The sequence below is a fragment of the Pseudonocardia sp. OZ21 genome, assembly GCF_059359135.1.
This window is the reverse complement of sequence record NZ_JCADBN010000001.1, coordinates 282535-300126: the sequence shown is the minus strand read 5'-3', so window position 1 is coordinate 300126 and position 17592 is coordinate 282535. Positions and strand designations below refer to the sequence as shown.

The 17592-nt window shown below is 71.9% G+C and carries 18 protein-coding genes; 9 read left to right on the top strand and 9 right to left on the bottom strand.

Annotated features, from left to right (window positions below; genetic code table 11):
• The first annotated feature begins 22 nt into the window (after positions 1-22).
• Positions 23-1078 carry a winged helix DNA-binding domain-containing protein gene (locus tag AC5L35_RS01490; protein ID WP_495057667.1) on the top strand — a complete coding sequence of 352 codons (1056 nt, stop codon included), beginning with the start codon at positions 23-25 and terminating at the stop codon, positions 1076-1078.
• A gap of 10 nt (positions 1079-1088) precedes the next feature.
• Here the strand turns inward: AC5L35_RS01490 and AC5L35_RS01485 are convergent, their stop codons facing one another.
• Complete coding sequence (locus AC5L35_RS01485; protein WP_495057666.1) at positions 1089-1259, bottom strand: hypothetical protein; 171 nt, start codon at positions 1257-1259, stop codon at positions 1089-1091.
• Between the two features lie 85 nt (positions 1260-1344).
• Here AC5L35_RS01485 and AC5L35_RS01480 point away from each other — a divergent pair, with 85 nt between their 5' ends.
• Complete coding sequence (locus AC5L35_RS01480; protein ID WP_495057665.1) at positions 1345-2310, top strand: GlxA family transcriptional regulator; 966 nt, start codon at positions 1345-1347, stop codon at positions 2308-2310.
• Positions 2311-2325: 15 nt separating this feature from the next.
• Here the strand turns inward: AC5L35_RS01480 and AC5L35_RS01475 are convergent, their stop codons facing one another.
• Positions 2326-3423 (bottom strand): sensor domain-containing diguanylate cyclase, encoded by a 1098-nt coding sequence (locus AC5L35_RS01475; protein ID WP_495057664.1) that lies wholly within the window; start codon positions 3421-3423, stop codon positions 2326-2328.
• Positions 3424-3553: 130 nt separating this feature from the next.
• Here AC5L35_RS01475 and AC5L35_RS01470 point away from each other — a divergent pair, with 130 nt between their 5' ends.
• The 3 genes from AC5L35_RS01470 (at position 3554) to AC5L35_RS01460 (ending at position 7639) form a co-directional block, all read left to right on the top strand.
• Positions 3554-4384, top strand: coding sequence for an enoyl-CoA hydratase-related protein (locus AC5L35_RS01470; RefSeq protein WP_495057663.1), 831 nt, complete (start codon positions 3554-3556; stop codon positions 4382-4384).
• 84 nt (positions 4385-4468) lie between these two features.
• A complete protein-coding gene (locus tag AC5L35_RS01465) occupies positions 4469-5824 on the top strand; it encodes an FAD-dependent oxidoreductase (protein ID WP_495057662.1) in 1356 nt (451 codons plus the stop codon).
• An 18-nt stretch (positions 5825-5842) separates the two neighbouring features.
• The gene (locus AC5L35_RS01460; RefSeq protein ID WP_495057661.1) at positions 5843-7639 is read left to right on the top strand and encodes an acyl-CoA dehydrogenase; all 1797 of its coding nucleotides are present in this window, start codon (positions 5843-5845) and stop codon (positions 7637-7639) included.
• A gap of 8 nt (positions 7640-7647) precedes the next feature.
• Here the strand turns inward: AC5L35_RS01460 and AC5L35_RS01455 are convergent, their stop codons facing one another.
• Positions 7648-7923, bottom strand: coding sequence for a hypothetical protein (locus AC5L35_RS01455; RefSeq protein ID WP_495057660.1), 276 nt, complete (start codon positions 7921-7923; stop codon positions 7648-7650).
• A 255-nt stretch (positions 7924-8178) separates the two neighbouring features.
• On the opposite strand from AC5L35_RS01455, the gene AC5L35_RS01450 reads away from it, so the two are divergent.
• Positions 8179-9030: an NAD-dependent epimerase/dehydratase family protein gene (locus AC5L35_RS01450; protein WP_495057659.1), complete on the top strand. Its 852-nt coding sequence runs from the start codon at positions 8179-8181 to the stop codon at positions 9028-9030.
• A gap of 44 nt (positions 9031-9074) precedes the next feature.
• Here AC5L35_RS01450 and AC5L35_RS01445 read toward each other — a convergent pair whose 3' ends face one another.
• Together AC5L35_RS01445 and AC5L35_RS01440 are read right to left on the bottom strand one after the other, a co-directional pair.
• Positions 9075-10313 carry an MFS transporter gene (locus tag AC5L35_RS01445; protein WP_495057658.1) on the bottom strand — a complete coding sequence of 413 codons (1239 nt, stop codon included), beginning with the start codon at positions 10311-10313 and terminating at the stop codon, positions 9075-9077.
• Positions 10314-10379: 66 nt separating this feature from the next.
• Positions 10380-10559: a hypothetical protein gene (locus AC5L35_RS01440; protein WP_169397978.1), complete on the bottom strand. Its 180-nt coding sequence runs from the start codon at positions 10557-10559 to the stop codon at positions 10380-10382.
• A 160-nt stretch (positions 10560-10719) separates the two neighbouring features.
• Between AC5L35_RS01440 and AC5L35_RS01435 the strand changes: the two genes are divergently transcribed.
• Positions 10720-10956 carry a type II toxin-antitoxin system Phd/YefM family antitoxin gene (locus tag AC5L35_RS01435; protein ID WP_495057657.1) on the top strand — a complete coding sequence of 79 codons (237 nt, stop codon included), beginning with the start codon at positions 10720-10722 and terminating at the stop codon, positions 10954-10956.
• Positions 10953-11378 carry a type II toxin-antitoxin system VapC family toxin gene (locus AC5L35_RS01430; RefSeq protein ID WP_495057656.1) on the top strand — a complete coding sequence of 142 codons (426 nt, stop codon included), beginning with the start codon at positions 10953-10955 and terminating at the stop codon, positions 11376-11378. Before AC5L35_RS01435 ends, AC5L35_RS01430 begins: the two co-directional genes overlap by 4 nt.
• A 6-nt stretch (positions 11379-11384) precedes the next feature.
• On the opposite strand, the gene AC5L35_RS01425 is transcribed toward AC5L35_RS01430, so the two are convergent.
• Positions 11385-12410, bottom strand: a complete 1026-nt coding sequence (locus AC5L35_RS01425) for an LLM class F420-dependent oxidoreductase (RefSeq protein ID WP_495057655.1) — start codon at positions 12408-12410, stop codon at positions 11385-11387.
• Positions 12411-12527: 117 nt separating this feature from the next.
• Here AC5L35_RS01425 and AC5L35_RS01420 point away from each other — a divergent pair, with 117 nt between their 5' ends.
• Complete coding sequence (locus AC5L35_RS01420; RefSeq protein ID WP_495057654.1) at positions 12528-13784, top strand: glycosyltransferase 87 family protein; 1257 nt, start codon at positions 12528-12530, stop codon at positions 13782-13784.
• A gap of 86 nt (positions 13785-13870) precedes the next feature.
• On the opposite strand, the gene qcrB is transcribed toward AC5L35_RS01420, so the two are convergent.
• Genes qcrB through qcrC form a run of 3 tightly spaced genes read right to left on the bottom strand, consistent with a single transcriptional unit; the run spans position 13871 to position 17588 of the window.
• Positions 13871-15595 carry a cytochrome bc1 complex cytochrome b subunit gene (gene qcrB, locus AC5L35_RS01415; protein WP_495057653.1) on the bottom strand — a complete coding sequence of 575 codons (1725 nt, stop codon included), beginning with the start codon at positions 15593-15595 and terminating at the stop codon, positions 13871-13873.
• Complete coding sequence (gene qcrA, locus AC5L35_RS01410) at positions 15592-16749, bottom strand: cytochrome bc1 complex Rieske iron-sulfur subunit (protein ID WP_495057652.1); 1158 nt, start codon at positions 16747-16749, stop codon at positions 15592-15594. The genes qcrB and qcrA overlap by 4 nt, the downstream gene beginning before the upstream one ends.
• Positions 16746-17588, bottom strand: coding sequence for a cytochrome bc1 complex diheme cytochrome c subunit (gene qcrC, locus AC5L35_RS01405; RefSeq protein WP_495057651.1), 843 nt, complete (start codon positions 17586-17588; stop codon positions 16746-16748). Before qcrC ends, qcrA begins: the two co-directional genes overlap by 4 nt.
• Positions 17589-17592: the final 4 nt, after the last annotated feature.

Sequence of the window (17592 nt, the reverse complement as noted above, 5' to 3'; positions counted from 1 at the left end):
GGTGCCGGGCACACTCCGGGCCATGGCGGAGCACGTGTTGTCCACCGATGAGCTCAACCGTGCGGTCCTCGCGCGCCAGCTCCTGCTCGCGCGGTCCGCGCTGCCGCCGGAGCGGGCCGTCGAGCAGGTCGGCTGCCTGCAGACGCAGTACTCGCCGTCGGGCTACATCGGGCTGTGGTCGCGGGTCGCCGGCTTCCGCCGGGAGCTGCTCACCGGCGCCCTGACGAGCGGCGCCGTCGTGCAGGGCTGGGTCATGCGCTGCACGATCCACATGCTCTCGGCGCCCGACTACTGGCCCCTCATCGCGGCGGTGCGGGCTCCCCGGCGGGAGTGGTGGGTCCGCGCCTACAGGGCCAACGGGATCGACATGCGCAAGGTCGCCGATGCCGTGCGCGGATATCTGGCCGACGGGCCGCTCAAGCAGGCCGAGATCCAGCGGCTCCTGGCGGCCGACGGGTTCCCGCGCGAGGTGTGGTCGGGCGTCCAGCTCTGGCTCGACCTGGTGCGGGTGCCGCCCGCGGGCACCTGGGGCACGCCGCGGGCCCACGTCTACGGGCTCGCGGAGCACACGGTTCCCCCACCCGGGTCCCCGCCGTCGCCGGAGGAGGGCGAGGAGTTGCTGGTCCGGCGCTATCTCGGGGGCTTCGGCCCCGCGTCGGCCAAGGACGTCTCGTCCTTCTGCGGATGGACGGTCACCGCCGCGCGGCAGGTGCTGGAGCGTCTCGAGCCGCGGCGCTTCCGTGACGGGTCGGGCGGCGAGCTGTTCGACCTGCCCGACGCCCCGTTACCGTCGGGCGACGCCCCCGCGCCCGTACGGTTCCTGGGCCAGTGGGAGGCGGTCCTGCTCGTGCACGCGCGGCGCACGCAGATCCTCCCGGAGGAGTACCGGCCGCTGGTCTTCGGCAAGTCGATGCCCCAGTCGGTGCCCACGTTCCTCGTCGACGGCCGGGTGGCGGGCACCTGGCGCTACGTCGAGGGTGCCGTCCAGTGCGAGCCTTTCCGTGCGCTGCCCCGTGCCGTCCTCGACGAGCTGCACGAGGAGGCCGGGCGCCTCACGGAGTTCTACGCGGGCGCGTGACGCCGGGGCGTCAGGGCAGGCGGATGTCGGAGTGGTAGCCGGGTAGCGCACGTAGCTCTGCGAGCTCCCGCTCGCGGTCGCGGTCCACCGGGTCGGACGACGTGACGCGTGTGGCCGGACGGACGATCGAGATCGCCACGGCGACGGCGACGACGAGCAGGACGATGATTGCGGTAGCCATGGCAGGAAGTATCCGCCGATCTACTTCCTGCCAACAGTGGCAGACGTGCCTACCACGGTTAATATCCTGCCATTATGCTGTCGGCATGCTCTCCACCGTCGCCGCACTGGTGCTTCCCGAGGTCTCGCCGTTCGAGTTCGGCACCATCTGCGAGGTCTTCGGCGTCGACCGCACCGCCGACGGTGTGCCGCCGTTCGAGCTGAGGGTGTGCGGTCCCGCTGCGGGCGAGCCGGTCTCCACCACCGTCGGGATGAGCGTCGTCCCGGAGTACGGCCTCGACGGGCTGCGCGACGCCGACCTCGTCGCGGTCGGGGCCACCCGGCTGCGGACCTTTCCCGAACCGGTGCTCGACGCGCTGCGAGAGGCCGCGGCGAGTGGCAGCACGATGCTCAGCGTGTGTTCCGGAGCGTTCGTGCTGGGCGCCGCCGGCCTGCTCGACGGCCGCTCGTGCACCACGCACTGGATGAACGTCGACGAGCTGCGCGAGCGCCACCCGCTGGCCCAGGTCGATCCGGACGTGCTGTTCGTGGACGACGGCGACCTCATCACCAGTGCAGGCACGGCGGCCGGCATCGACGCCTGCCTGCACCTGGTACGCCGGGAGCTGGGCAGCGCCGTCGTCAACCTGATCGCGCGCCGGATGGTCGTGCCCCCGCAACGCGACGGCGGGCAGCGCCAGTTCGTGGAGCAGCCGGTGCCGCAGTGTTCGTCCGACGGCCTCGCCCCGGTGCTGGACTGGGTGATCGACAACCTCGAGGTCGAGCACACGGTCAGTGACCTGGCCCAGCGGGCGCGCATGTCGGACCGCAGCTTCGCCCGTCGCTTCGTCGCCGAGACCGGCACCACACCGCACCGCTGGCTGACGCTGCAGCGGGTGCTGCGGGCGCAGCGGCTGCTCGAGGACACCGACCTCGGCATCGACGACGTCGCCGAGCGCAGCGGTTTCGGGAGCGGGGCACTGCTGCGCCACCACTTCCGCAAGGTCGTGGGGGTGGCGCCTGCCGACTACCGGCGCACGTTCACCCTGCGTGCGGCGGTGGCGGGCCACTGACGGCCCGGCGGGTGGTCAGTCGGCGAGCAGGCTCACCGGCTCGGACGCGCGGCCGCCGAGCTCGACCTGGTGCACGAGCTGGGGGATCGGCAGCGGCCGGTTGCGGGTGACGGTGGCCGCCGCCACCCCGGGCAGGGCGATGAAGGGGTAGACGTCCTCGAGGCGCGCCACGCGCTCGCACACCTCCTGGCAGAGCCACATGACCTTCTCCGGGGGCCAGGACGGGAGCACCATGAGGAAGTCCTCGCGGCCGATCCGCACCACCCGGTCGACGCCGGTGAGCAGGTCCTGCACGCATTCGCTCACGCCGTGGAGGGCTGCGAGCTCGGCGCGCAGCCCGTAGTCGGCCCGCACCTCGGCGATGCCGAACACCCGCAGCAGGGCCAGGCCGATCGGCAACGTGCCGGCGCCGAGCCCGGCGGTCCACCGCTGGAGGAACTTCTCGGTGTAGAGGCCCGTGCGCGGATCGCGCTCCCCGCTGTCCTCCACCACGGCTTCGAGCGCCACCTCCGCCGCGGTGCGAGCCAGGACCGCGGCTTCCATGCGGTCGGCGAGGTACCGGGCCGGGACGCCCCACCAGTCCTGGTAGGAGGGTTCGGCCACCAGTTGCACGGCGTGCAGGATCTCGTCCATCCGGGCCACCACGGGCGCGGGCAGCCGCAGCTGGGAACGCAGCCGGAGGACCGCCCGGAAGGCGTCCTCCCGGCGGAAGGACCATCGGCCGCGGAACGTGCGGCCCTCCTCGATCGTCCTGGCGACCGGATCGACCGTCTCCAGGTCGGCCGCGGCGAGGGTGGCGCCCCCGTGCGGACCGAGAACGGTGACGCTCCACTCGCGGGTGAGGGGGTCGGTCGCGGGCAGCAGCGCGGGCTGCACCCCGGGCGGCATCGGCGGCGCGACGTCCTCCGCCATCCCGATCACCGTGAGGGCCCCGCGGGCAGCGATCTCCTGGTAGACGGACTGCTCGCGCTCGAAGTAGGAGTGCTTCTGGAACATCGCGATGACGATCAGTGGCTCGCTGGCGGCCGCAGCAAGGGCGAACTGCTCGATGGCGTGTGACAGCTCGATGAGCACAGGCTTGCCGAGAAGCTCACCGGTCCCGCTACGGTCCACGAGGCGGGAGGGTAGCCCTCATGGCAGCACCGGCTGTTGCGCCGAACGGATGATCGGCAGCGTCCGAGATTTGTAACACACGTCACCACCGGTCGCCCGGTTCGCACTGGTCCGGTCGTACTGTCGGAGCGTGAGCGGACTGCGCGAAGAGCACGGAGACACCGACGCCGCCGTACTCGCTGATCACGCCCCCGGCGGCGTCCTCACGCTGACGTTCAACCGTCCGGAGCGGCGTAACGGGTGGGCCGAGGACATGGAGCGCGGCTACTACGACCTGCTGGTGCGGGCCGCCGCTGATCCGAATGTCCGTGCCGTCGTCGTGACGGGTGCGGGCAGCACGTTCTGCCCCGGCGCCGACCTCTCCCGCCTCGGGGGGCTCGGTGCGGAGGGCGCGCGGCTTCGGCACAAGCCGGTGGACGTGCCCCGGCAGTTCCCCAAGCCGTTGATCGCGGCGATCAACGGCGGCTGCGCGGGCGTGGGACTGGTGCAGGCGCTGTTCTGCCATGTGCGGTTCGCCGCCGACACCGCTCGCTTCTCCACCGCGTTCGCCCGGCGGGGCCTCATCGCGGAGTACGGGGTCGCGTGGACGCTCCAGCGGCTGGTCGGGGTCGAGAACGCGATGGACCTCCTGCTGTCGGGGCGCACGGTCGACGCGGCAGAGGCCAAGGAGCTGGGCCTGGTCAGCCGGGTCGTCCCGCGCGCCGACGTGCTCAGCGCTGCGCAGGCCTATGCGGGCGACCTCGCCCGCAACTGCAGTCCTCGCGCCATGGCCGTGATCGCCGGACAGGTGCTCGCCGACCAGGAAGGGTCGTTCGACGAGGCGCTGGAGCGCTCCTACGCCCACGCCGACCGGTTCATCGGTTCGGCGGACCTGCGGGAAGGAGTGGCGTCCTTCCTGGAGAAACGCCCGCCACGGTTCGCGCCACTGAGCGCCCGAGAGGGCACACTCCGTGCTCCGTGAGGTCGGCTATCCGGCGCGCTGAGCCAAGTCCGGATCCGCCCACGGTGGCAGGATCGGAGTAGGACCAGCACGGGAGATGAGCACATGCAGCAGGCACAGGCCCGGGTCGCGGTGATCGGAGCGGGCCCGTCCGGGCTGTACGCCGCGGCGGCTCTCCTCGCATCAGGCGAGCCGGTGAGCGTCGAGGTGCTGGATCGACTGCCGGCGCCGTACGGGCTCGTGCGCTACGGCGTGGCGCCCGACCACGTGAAGATGAAGTCGGTCATCCGCGTGCTGCAGAAGCCGTTCGACCCCGCGCACGTCGAGTTCCTCGGCGGCGTCCGGGTCGGGGAGAGCGGCATCCCGCTGGACGTCCTGCGCGACCACTTCCACGCCGTCGTCCACGCCACCGGCAGCTCCGTCGACCGTCGCCTCGGGGTGCCCGGCGAGGAGCTGGCCGGCTCGCTCGGCTCGGGCGCCTTCGTGAGCTGGTACTGCGGCCACCCCGACCACGTCGACCTGCTGCCGCTGCTGGACCACCCGGGTGTCGCCGTCGTCGGCGCGGGGAACGTGGCGCTGGACGTCGCCCGCGTGCTGGCCAAGACCGCTGACGAGATGGCCGAGACCGACGTTCCGGAGCCCGTGCTCGCCGCACTGCGCGCCAGCGCCGTCCGGGACGTGCACATCCTGATCCGCCGGGGGCCGCAGCACGTGCGGTTCACGCCCGCCGAGCTGCGCCAGATCGGGGAGCTCGCCAACGCCGATGTCGTCGTGCACGACGACGGGCTGCTCGCCGCCGGGGTGGACGAGCCCGAGGACCGGCGGCAGCGCCAGAACCTGGAGATGCTCCAGGAGTGGGCCGCCCAGCCGGCCACGGGCAAGCCGCGCCGGGTCCACCTGCGGTTCCTGCGCAACCCGGTGCGGTTGCTCGGGGAGGCCGGGCGGGTGAGCGCGGTGGTGGTGGAGCGCACCCGGATCGACGCCGAGGGCCGCGTGGTCGGCACCGGTGAGGAGGAGACGCTCGACGTCGGGCTCGTGGTGCGGGCGATCGGGTACGACGCGGAGCCGATCCCGGGCCTCCCGTTCGACGCCCGCACCGGCACGGTGCCCAACGACGGCGGGCGGGTGGTGCGCGACGGCGTCCCCGTGCCCGGCGCCTACGTCACGGGGTGGATCAAGCGCGGCCCGACCGGCGTGATCGGCACGAACAAGGCCGACGCCGCCGAGACGGTTGCGGCGCTGCTCGCCGATCTGCCCACGCTTCCCACGCCCCCGCACCCCGAGCCGGAGGCGTTTCGGAAGGCACTGGCCTCGTACGGGATGCGGCCGGTGGACTGGACCGGGTGGCTGCGCCTGGACGCCGAGGAGGTCCGCCGCGGCGGTCGCCGGGGAGCGGAGCGGGTGAAGGTTGCGGACCTCGCCGAGATGATGGAGGCCGCGCACGACGCGCCTGCTCCCTGAGCCGGGTTAGCCTCAGGCGTGCGATCACTGCTGCTGTCGCGACGTGACCTCGACTTCCTGCTGCACGACTGGCTCGACGTGGGGTCGCTCACCGCGCGCCCACGGTTCGCCGAGCACTCCCGCACCACGTTCGACGCCGTGCTGGACCTGTCCGAGCAGGTGGCGACCGAGCAGTTCGCCACGCACAACCGGGCTGCCGACCTCGCTGAGCCCCGGTTCGACGGCGAACGCGTCCACATGATCCCCGAGGTCGGTGAGGCGCTGCGGGTACTCGGCGAGACGGGGATCGTGGGTGCCGGGCTGGACGAGTCGGTCGGCGGGATGCAGCTGCCGCAGACCGTGGTGCAGGCGTGTTTCCTGTGGTTCCAGGCCGCGAACATCGCCACGGCGGGCTACCCGTTCCTGACCGTGGCCAACGCGAACCTGCTGATGGCGCACGGCAGCGCGGAGCAGGTGCGGACCTTCGTGCAGCCCATGGTCGAGGGCCGGTACTTCGGCACGATGTGCCTGTCCGAGCCGCAGGCGGGGTCGTCGCTGGCCGACATCACCACGCGTGCCGAGCCCCGCGACGACGGCACCTACCGGCTCTTCGGCAACAAGATGTGGATCTCGGCCGGTGACCACGAGCTGAGCGAGAACATCGTCCACCTGGTGCTGGCGAAGGTGCCCGGCGGTCCGCCGGGGGTGAAGGGCATCTCGCTGTTCGTGGTGCCGCGGTTCCTCGTCGGGCCCGACGGCGCCCGCGGCGACCGCAACGACGTGGTGCTTGCCGGCGTGAACCACAAGATGGGCTACCGCGGAACGGTGAACACCCTGCTGAACTTCGGCGAGGGTCGGCACACGCCGGGCGGGGAGCCGGGAGCCGTCGGCTACCTCGTGGGCGAGCAGCACCGCGGGCTCACCTACATGTTCCACATGATGAACGAGGCGCGCGTCGGCGTCGGTGGGGGAGCGGCGGCGCTCGGGTACACGGGCTACCTGCACGCGCTCGACTACGCCCGCACCCGCACGCAGGGGCGGCCGGTCGCGGCGAAGGACCCGGCCGCACCTCAGGTCCCGATCATCGAGCACCCGGACGTCGCCCGGATGCTGCTGGCCCAGAAGTCCTACGCCGAGGGTGCGGTGGCGCTGGTCCTGTACTGCGCACGGCTGCTCGACGAGGAACGGACCGCGGCCACACCGGAGGACCGGGCCAGGGCGCACCTGCTGCTCGACGTGCTCACCCCGATCGCGAAGAGCTGGCCGTCGCAGTGGTGCCTGCACGCCAACGACCTGGCCATCCAGGTCCACGGCGGCTACGGCTACACCCGCGAGTACGCGGTGGAGCAGTTCTACCGGGACAACCGGCTCAACCCCATCCACGAGGGCACCCACGGCATCCAGGGCCTCGACCTGCTGGGCCGCAAGGTCGTGATGGACGGCGGCGCCGGGCTCGCCCTGCTGGTGGAGACGATCACCACCACGATCGGCAAGGCACGGGCCGCGGGCGGGGAGCCCGCCACGCAGGCCGACGTCCTCGCCGCCGCCGTGGCGAGCGTCGAGCAGGTCACGGCGCAGCTGTGGGCGGCCGGTGACCCGGCGGTGACCCTGGCGAACTCCTCGCTCTACCTCGAGGCCGTCGGGCACGTGGTGGTGGCGTGGATGTGGCTGGAACAGGGGGTGGCCGCCGCCGATCGCCCCGGCGACTTCTTCGAGGGCAAGCGGGCGGCGGCGCGGTACTTCTTCCGCTACGAGCTACCGCGCACGGGTCCGCAGCTCACCCTCCTGGCCAGTCTGGACCGCACCACGCTCGACGTGCGCCCCGAGTGGTTCTGACAGACAAGTCAGCAGGGTGCGATGGACACGACCGTCGGAAGCGCGCCCATCCGCTCGGTGAAGGTGGCCGACTCGTCGTTCGTGACCGAGACGGTGCAGGTCACGGAGCTGTAGGGGACGCCGTCGCGGACGTCGACGGCGAAGTCGCGAACCGGGAAGCCGCATGCGCGCAGCGCGTCGCCGACGCGTAGCACGCCGTCCATGCCGCCGGTGGTGACGATCTCGTGGCGGCGTTGCAGGCGGGGGACCCAGGTGGGACGGGGGGAATGGCCGAGAACTGTCATCGTGGCTCCAGGGTTCCGTGGGTACGGGTGACCCGAGCCAGGCCTCGGTGGAGGAAAGGGAGCAGAAAGGCGCGCCGACGGCCTGGCTCAGCCGACGCGCGGCCGTACGGCCACGTCGTGCGGGAAGGCGGTGCGCATGCCGACGACTGTAGCGCGGTCCGGCGCCGCCCACCACGCGCCCCGCCACGGCGAGGTGGTAACACAAGGGGCGGGTGCCGATCGGCACCCGCGGAAGACCCACCCCGGAGGAAGCCCATGACGTCTGTCGCCGTGACCGGAAGCAGCGGGAAGCTCGGTCGTCACGTGGTACGCCACCTGCAGGAACACGGCTACACCGTGATCGCCCTCGACCGCGTGCCCGATCCCGGCTCACCCGCCGCGGCCTCGGTCCGGGTGGATCTCACCGACCACGGGCAGGTGCTCGAGGCGTTGACGGCCGTCGACGGCCGCCACGACGGGGTGGACGCCGTCGTGCACCTCGCGGCGATCCCGGCGCCGGGGCTCGCGACCAACGCCACGACGTTCGCGAACAACATCACCGCCACCTACAACGTCTTCGCGGCGGCGCGGACGGCGGGGATCCGCAACATCGTCTGGGCGTCGAGCGAGACCGTGCTCGGGCTGCCGTTCGACAACCCGCCGCCCTACATCCCGGTGGACGAGGAGTACCCGGTGCGACCGGAGAGCACCTACTCCCTGGTCAAGAGCCTCGAGGAGGAGATGGCCGGGCACTTCTGCCGCTGGGTGGCGGACCTGAAGATGATCGGGCTGCGGTTCTCCAACGTGATGGATGCCGAGGACTACGCGAAGTTCCCGGGCTTCGACGCCGACCCGGCGTCGCGGCGGTGGAACCTGTGGGGCTACATCGACGGCCGGGACGGTGCGCAGGCGGTGCGGCTGGCGCTGGAGCACCAGGCCACCGGCGTGGACGTGTTCGTGATCGCCAACGCCGACACGGTGATGTCCCGGCGCAGTGCCGACCTCGCCGCCGAGGTCTATCCCGGAGTTCCGGTGACCCGCGAACTGGGCGAGCACGAGACGATGCTGTCGATCGACAAGGCGCGCCGGGTGCTCGGGTTCGAGCCGCGGTACAGCTGGCGCGACTGACCGAACGGCCGCGACCTGGGCCCGGCCCGCGTGGCGTGCCGGGCTCAGGTCGCGACGAGCGGGACAGGATCCGGGTCGTCGAGCCGGGCCGGGGTGAACAGCCGCCACGCCACCAGCGTGAGCGCCGCCATCCCGGCGAACGCGATCCAGAACGGCGCCGTGATGCCGAAGCCACGGGCGATCAGCCCACCGGTGAGCGCGCCGATCGCCGATCCCCCGACCGCGAACAGGAAGTAGACGCTGTTGACGCGCCCGCGCAGGGCGTCGGGCACCACCCGCTGGCGCCAGGACAGGGTGATCACGTTCCAGAGGCTCGCGTGCGCACCGAAGACGACCATCGTGGTGACGGCCACCCACGGCGCCGTGGTCAGTGCGAGGGACAGGTGCGTGCACGTCTCGATCACCAGCCCGACCCGCAGCAGGAACGCCGCTCCGAACCGCGTCAGCAGCCGCGCCGCGGCCAGCGAGCCGACGAGGCCGCCCACCGCGCTCGCCGCGAGGAGCAGGCCGAAGCCGATCTCGTCGAGGCCGAGCCGCTCGCGCGCGTAGAGCACGAGGATCGAGAACGCCGCGGTGAGCGTCACGTTCATCAGACACAGGCACAGCGCCAGCAGGCGCAGGACCGGGTGGCCGATGAGGGCCCGCAGACCGGTGGCGATGTCGCGGATCATCGGGCGGGGCGGCCCGGTGGGCACCTCGCGTGGCAGTGAGCCGCGCAGCGTGGCGACGAGCAGGGCCGCCATCAGGAAGGTGGCCGCGTTGAGGCCGAACGGCAGTGCGGTCGCCACGACGAACAGTGCGGCGCCGAGCGGGGGTGCCAGCAGCCTGTTGCCGACGATCTGGACGCCCATGAGCCGGGCGTTGGCCCGCGGCAGCTGGTCGGCCGGGACGAGGGCGGGCAGCAGCGCGGTGCTCGCGCTGTCGGCGAGCGTCTCCATCGAACCGATCACGAACAGCGCGGCGTAGATCAGGAACACGGTGACCACGCCGGTGGCGACGGCCACCGCGAGCGCGGCGATGACGACGGCGCGGACGACGTTGACCAGCACCACCAGCCTGCGACGGTCGAGCCGGTCGACGACCACCCCCGCGGGCAGCGCGAACATCAGCCACGGAAGCTGCTGGACGAACAGCGCCCCTGCGACCAGCGCCGGGTCGCTCGTCAGCGACGCCAGCAGGAGCGGCCCGGCCGTGAGCGCTACGCCGTCGCCGATGTTGGACACGGCGTTCGCCGCCCACAGCTTCGCGAACCCGCTGCCGAGCGGCACCCCCCGAGCCCTCACCGGCGCAGCCTGCCGTGCGATGGCCGCCCGCGACAACCCGGTTGCCGCGGGCGGCCACCGCGTCGGTCAGCGGCGGCTGCTGCGGCGCCAGCCCGAGGTCGAGGCGCCGACTCCCGCGAGGTGCAGAGCGACGCAGAGCAGGCCTGCGGTCAGGAGCACCTGGGCCGTGATGATGTCGAGAGAGATACCGGCGAGCTCGAAGATGAGGGCCAGGGCGAACAGCACTGCGGCGATGATCGCGAGCATGACGCGTCCTTCCGCGGGGAGATGGGTGGGTGGGGCGGATGTTCCCTTTGCCCGACCCGTCGCGCATCCGGAAGGCGCAATGGCGGGGGGATCGTGATGCGTCCGTTGCGCGAAAGGGCCCGATAGGGGAGGAGTGTCTCACCGGTGATACAGTCGGCGCATGGGCGAGGTGACGATCCGGGAACTGCGCAACCACGGAGGTGACGTCCTGCACCGGGTGGAGCAGGGCGAAACCGTCGTCGTCACGCGGGCCGGGGTGCCGGTCGGCGAGCTGCGGCCGCTGCCCCGGCCCAGGCTCTCCGCCGCCTCCCTGCTCACCCGCTGGCGCAGCGTGCCCGTGGTCGACCCGGCCGCATTCCGGGCCGACGTCGACGCCGTGCTGGATCCGGCATTGTGACTGCGCCAGAAGCTCGCCGCGGCCTCCTGGACACCAGCACGGTCATCGCACTCCCGCTCCTGCGCAGCGAGCGCGGGCTGCCCGCCGAGCCGCTGATCTCGACGGTCACGCTCGCCGAACTGTCCGTCGGGCCGCTGGTCGCCGCGTCCGACGACGAACGGGCAGCGCGACAGTCCGTTCTGCAGCAGGCCGAGTCCGACTTCGACCCGCTCCCGTTCGACGCGCCGGCCGCCCGAGCGTTCGGGCGGGTCGCAGCCTCCCTGCGCCACGCCGGTCGGAAGCCGCAGGCTCGCGCGTACGACGCCCTGATCGCCGCGGTCGCCATCGCGAACGACCTCCCGCTGCACACGTGCAACCCGGCCGACTTCACCGGGATCACGGGCCTGGAGGTCGTGGCCGTACCGGTGCCCGAGCGGCCCTGACCGGAGTCAGTCCGCCGCCCGCAGCTCCTCCATCGCGGGGACGAACAGGTCGTCGGCATGCGGGTAGGGGGCGTAGAAGGTGAACCGGTCCACCACGCCGCCGAACCGGTCCAGCACGGCGGCCCCGAGCTGGGCCGGCTCGGCGACCACGGCGAACGCGTGCAGCACCTCGTCGTCGATCAGCTCGCCCATCTGCCGCCAGCGGTCGTCGTCGGTGCCGCGCGAGAGCCGGTTCAGCTCGCCGCCCAGCTCACCCCAGCCGTGCAGGTCGAGCACCTTCCGGTAGGCCGGGGTGCTGCCGTAGAACGCGATCTGTTCCCGCGCGCCCCGTGCGGCTGCCTGCATCTCCTCCTCCGTCGTCCCGCTCACGACGAGACCGGAGTAGCTGACGGAGAGGTCGGCGAGTGTGCGCCCGGACCGAGCCAGACCCTCCTCCAGGATCGGCACCGTCCGCTCCCGCAGGTAGCGCGAGGTCGTGAACGGGTGCGGCTGGACGCCGTCGCACACCTCGCCCGCGACGCGCGTCATGTGCTCGCCGACGGCCGCGAGGTAGACCGCGGGTGGTCCCCACTGGCTCGGCGCGGGGGAGAAGAACGGGGTCATGAGCGTGTGGGAGTAGAAGTCGCCGCGGAAGTTCAGCGGCTCGCCCTCGTTCCAGGACGACCAGATCGCGCTTAGCGCCTGCACGTACTCCCGCATCCGCGGCGCCGGGTGGCCCCACGGCATGGCGAAGCGCCGCTCGATGTGCGGGCGCACCTGGCTGCCCAGCCCGAGCAGGAAGCGGCCCTGCGAGTGCACCTGCAGGTCGTGCGCGACGTACGCGGTGGACATCGGGTTGCGGGCGAAGGCGACCGCGATCGCCGTACCCACCGTCAGCCGGGAGGTGTGCTCGGCCACGGCCACGAGCGGGAGGAACGGGTCGTGCTGTCCCTCGAAGCTCCACAGCCCGTCGTACCCGGCCGCCTCCCGCTCCCGCGCCTCGGCAGCGAGCTCCGCCAGCCCCGTGCCCTGCAGCATCGCGTCGACCTTCATCCGCTCCCCACTTCGTCGTGCCCGGCTTCGTCATCCCGAGCATGGAGTACGGCGCGGTGCGCGCTCCGCGCGGCCCGGCCTCGCCTAGCCTCGGGCGCCGACGATCACGGAGGGCTGATGAGCGCAGGGCCGATGAGCGTGGGGCGGGCGACCGCGGACGCCGGGGTGCGCGGCAGGCGGGCGCTGCGCTGGGGCGCGGTCGGGGCGGTGGTGGCGCTCGCCGGGCAGGCCGTGGTGCTGGCGCTGTGGCCCGCCGCGCACCTGCTCATGATCGACCTGCAGGTGTACCGCGCGGGCGGTGAGCACGTGGTGCGCGGCGAGCCGCTCTACGCCGGTGGCGTGCTCCTGGAACTGCCCTTCGTGTACCCGCCCTTCGCGGCCGCGCTGTTCGCGCCGCTGGTGTTCCTGCCCCTCGACGTGCTGAAGGTCGTCTGGACCGTCGCCGGCCTGGGGCTACTCGGCTACGTCGTGCACCGGTGCGCGCGCAGCGTCGGGGTGCCGCCCGGTTCTGCGGCCGCGGCCACGGTGCTGCTCACCGTCCTCGCCACCTGCCTCGACCCGGTGCGCACCACGCTCTACCTCGGGCAGATCAACATCGTGCTGCTCGCGCTGGTGGTGGGTGACCTGCTCGGACGCCCCGGCAGCCGGTGGCGGGGGGTGGGCCTCGGCATCGCGGCCGCGGTCAAGCTGACACCCCTGATCTTCGTGGTCCACCTGGTGGTCACCGGGCGCCGACGGGCCGCGGCCACCGCGCTCGGGGTGTTCGTCGCCGCCGCCGGGGTCGGGTTCCTCGCCGCGCCGTCCGACTCGGCCGGGTACTGGTTCCACGGGACGTTCGCCGCCGCCGACCGGATCTCCGATGTCGCCGGCACCACCAACCACTCGCTGAACGGGCTGCTGGCGCGGCTCGGCAGCCAGCCGGCCCCGTCGGTACTGCCCTGGGTCCTCGGTGCCGCCGTGCTCGGGGCGCTGACCGTCTGGTTGGCCGCGCGGGCGCACCGGGCGGGGCAGGAGGTGCTCGCCCTGACGCTGTGCGGCCTCGGCTCGGCCGCGCTGGCCCCGTTCGCCTGGTCGCACCACTGGGTGTGGGTGGTGCCGCTGGTGGTCCTGCTCGCCCATCGCGCGGTGGCGGGTGGGCGAGCCGCCACCGTGGCGCTGCTCGGGGTGCTCGCCGCCACCGTCGCCGTGGTCACCGCACTGCCGGGCCCGGGGATCGGGCCGATCCCGAGCACCGGGCTCATCTCGCTGCAGCCCGACGTCTACCTGCTGCTGTTCCTCGCCGTGCTCGTCGGGAGCTGGTGGTGGCTCGGTTCTCCCGTCCCGTGGCGGACGGGCGAGCATCCCGAGCGTGCACCTGGTCGGCCCCGAGCCTGAACCGGTGCACGCTCAGCCGGTGGAACAGCGAGAGGGCCCCGCCGGTGTCCCGGTGGGGCCCTCTCGCGTACGTGCTGGTGTGACCCTCAGTCGCCTGCGGTCGGTCCCGAGTCGCCCGCGTGCGGACCTGTCAGGGCCTTGCGCTCCTGGCTGCGCGCCACGCTCTCGGCGTGACCCGAGTCGGGGGAGGCGCCGTTGTGCTGGGCAGCTTCCGCGGCGGCCTCCTCGGCCCTCGCCTGCTCCAGCGCGGCGGTCTCCGACGGCGGGTCGGGGGTGAGCAGCGAGCCCGACACCGGAGCGCCACCCATACCCAGCTGGTTCATCCTCTTGGGCACCGGCGCGCCCTGGTAGGCCAGCGGGATGGCGTGCCCGTGGTCGTCGACGCCGCCCAGGGGCTGGTGCACCTCGATGAACTCACCGTGCGGAAGCCGCTTGATGATGCCCGTCTCGATGCCGTGTTCGAGTACCGCCCTGTCGGACCGTTGCAGCCCGATGCAGAGCCGGTAGGTCACGTAGTACGCGATGGGCGGGACCACCAGGACCCCGATCCGGCCTGCCCACGTCGTCGCGTTCAGCGAGATGTCGAAGAAGTAGGCGATCAGGTCGTTGCTGCCGGAGAGGACCAGCACCGCGTAGAACGAGATGGCCATGACACCGAGCGAGGTGCGGACCGGAACGTCACGGGGCCGCTGCAGCAGGTTGTGCAGCGCGTTGTCCTTCGTGAAGTGGCGCTCGATGGCCGGGTAGGCGCCGGCGAGCACGTAGAGCACCGGAAGGAACGCGGGGCTGGCCCAGAAGGCGGGCGGGATCGTGTAGTCCCCGATCGCGATGTTCCACGGCGGGAAGATCCGCAGCATTCCCTCGGTGAAGAGCACGTACCAGTCCGGCTGGGAACCGGCGGAGATGTGCGAGGGGTTGTACGGGCCGAAGTTCCAGATCGGGTTGATCTGGAGCAGCCCGCCCATGATCGCGATGACGCCGACGGTGACCGCGAAGAACGCGCCGCCCTTTGCCGCGAACGCCGGGAGGATCCGGACGCCGACGACGTTCTTCTCGGAGCGGCCGGGGCCGGGGAACTGGGTGTGCTTCTGGTACCAGACCAGACCGACGTGCACCGCGATCAGCGCGAGCAGGATGCCCGGAATCAGCAGCACGTGGACGATGTAGAGCCGCGGAATGATCTCGGTGCCGGGGAACTCCCCGCCGAAGAGCGCGAACTGTGTCCAGGTGCCGATCACCGGCACCGCCAGGGTGAACCCGGAGGCGATCCGCAGCCCCGTGCCCGACAGCAGGTCGTCGGGGAGGGAGTAGCCGCTGAAGCCCGCGAAGAACCCGAGGAACAGCAGCAGCACGCCGATGATCCAGTTGGTCTCACGCGGCTTGCGGAACGCACCGGTGAAGAAGGTGCGGATCATGTGCGCGACCATCGCGGCCAGGAAGAGCAGCGCGGCCCAGTGGTGGACCTGCCGGACGAACAGCCCGCCGCGCACCTGGAACGAGATCTCCAGCGAGCTCTCGTACGCACGGCTCATGTGGACGCCGCGCAGGTTGTCGAACGGACCGTTGTAGGTGACCTCGACCATCGACGGGTCGAAGAACAATGCCAGGTAGGTGCCCGAGATCAGCAGGATGATGAAGCTGTAGAGCGCGACCTCCCCGAGCATGAACGACCAGTGGGTCGGGAAGACCTTGTTGAACTGCTTGCGCATCCCCGCTGCCGGGTGGAAACGCTGGTCCAGCTCGTCGAGGGCGGCTGCGCCCTTGGCCTGCAGCCCACCGCTCGAACTCGTGGGGGTGGTGATCGCGCTCATGATGATCTCAGCTCCCAGAAGGCCGGACCGACTGGCTCGTTGAAGTCCCCGCGGGCGACGAGATAGCCCTCGTCGTTCACGGTAATGGGAAGTTGGGGGAGCGCGCGCGTTGCAGGACCGAAAATCGGCTTCGCGTACTCCGTCGCGAGGAACTGCGACTGGTGGCACGGGCACAGGATCCGCTGGGTCTGCGCCTCGTACAGCGACGCCGGGCAACCCAGGTGCGTGCAGATCTTGGAGTAGGCGTAGTAGTCGCCGTAGTGGTAGTTCTCGAGGCCGGGAAGCTCGACCACCGTGGTGTTCGGGCGGAACCGGATGAGCATCACCGGGGTGTCGGAGCCGCGCAGGCCCGCCTGCAGCGCCTCCTCGTTGCCCCGGTCCGCCTCCCGGAACGGGAAGACGGTCTCCATCGAGCCGGCCTCCTGGTCCTCGGGACGCACCAGGGAGACCTCGTCCGGGTCGCCGGTGTCGCGGCGCAGGTACACCGTCTCGCCGTTCACCGGCTTCCACGCCGTGACCCACAGCGGGGCGTCGGCCCCGCCCTTCCACGGGTTGCGCACCAGCGGGGCGATCGCGGCGATGCCGAGCCCGAGGCCGAAGATGCCGGCCGCGGCGCCCGCCGCCCGCGTGATCAGCTTGCGCCGCGCGATGCCGGTGTCCTGGCCCGCCTTGGCAAGCTGCGCCAGCACGGTCTGCCGCGCCACCTCGTCGGACGCCCCGTCGTGGCGCTGCTGCACCGACACCTCGTCCGGGAAGAACTTCTTCACGTAGGAGATGACGGCGATGCCCAGCGCCAGCACCGCGAGACCGAAGGTGCCTCCGACGACCGGCGTGTAGAGCACATACATCGTGTAGCCGGGCTGCCCCGGTGCCACGTACTCGAAGGGCCAGAAGATGAAGGCCACCACGAACGCGAGCCCGGCGATCGCGGAGATCACGAACCACAGGGCCACGGAGCGCTCGGCCCGCTTCTCGGCGCGGGTGCCCGGGATCGGCCACTTCCGCTGGTTGTGGACGATCTCGACGTCATCGAGCTCCGCAGCGAGCCGCGCCCGCTGGTCCGGCGTCATCTCCTCCACCTCGGCGGCGGTGGGGGTGCGCGGATGCGGGTGCTCCGTGCCCGATGCGGGCAGGTCCTGCCGCGAGGTGGTCATGACTTGGCTCCCAGCCACAGTGCGAATCCGATCAGGCCGGCCAGGCCGACGATGAATGCGATCAAGCCCTCGGAGACCGGCCCGATGCCGCCCAGCGGCTCCCCACCGGGGTTGTTGTTGCCGTTGGTGACCGACTTGATGTAGCCGATGATGTCCTTCTTCTCCTCCGGCGAGAGCTGCCGGTCGGAGAAGCGGGGCATGTTCTGCGGGCCCGTGAGCATCGCCGTGTAGATGTCGGTCTCGGTGGCCGGGTCGAGGTTGGGCGCGAACTTGCCCGACGTCAGCGCGCCACCGCGACCGGTGAAGTTGTGGCAGGACGCGCAGTTGAGCCGGAACAGCTCACCGCCGCGGGCGGTGTCCGGGCCGCGCAGGGCCGCTCCGGACTCCGCCGGGCGCGTGGGACCGCCGCCGTTGGACTCGATGAACGCGCCCAGCGCGTCGAGGTTCGCCGCGCCCTGGGGGGTGTCCGGGTTGAACTCCGGGAGCGGCGGCTTGCGGATGGCCTGCGCCTCCTGGCGCGCCAGCGGCATGCGGCCGGTCGACACCTGGAAGTAGGCGGCCGCGTCGCCCACGCCGATCAGGCTCGGTCCGCGGTCCTCGACGCCCTGCAGGTTCGCCCCGTGGCAGGTGATGCAGTGGGAGTTGTAGAGCTCCTGCCCGAGCGCCACCTGTGCGGCGTCGTCCGGCTGCGCCACCGCGACCTGGGGTCGCGGCGCGAAGGTGGTGTAGAGGCCGCCTACGACCAACAGGCCGATGCCGAGCGCCATGACGCCGGCGATGCGGCGTCGAAAGCGGCTGCGCGGGCCCCGGAGGCGCTTCGAGGGAGGTGTGGTGGTCATCGTC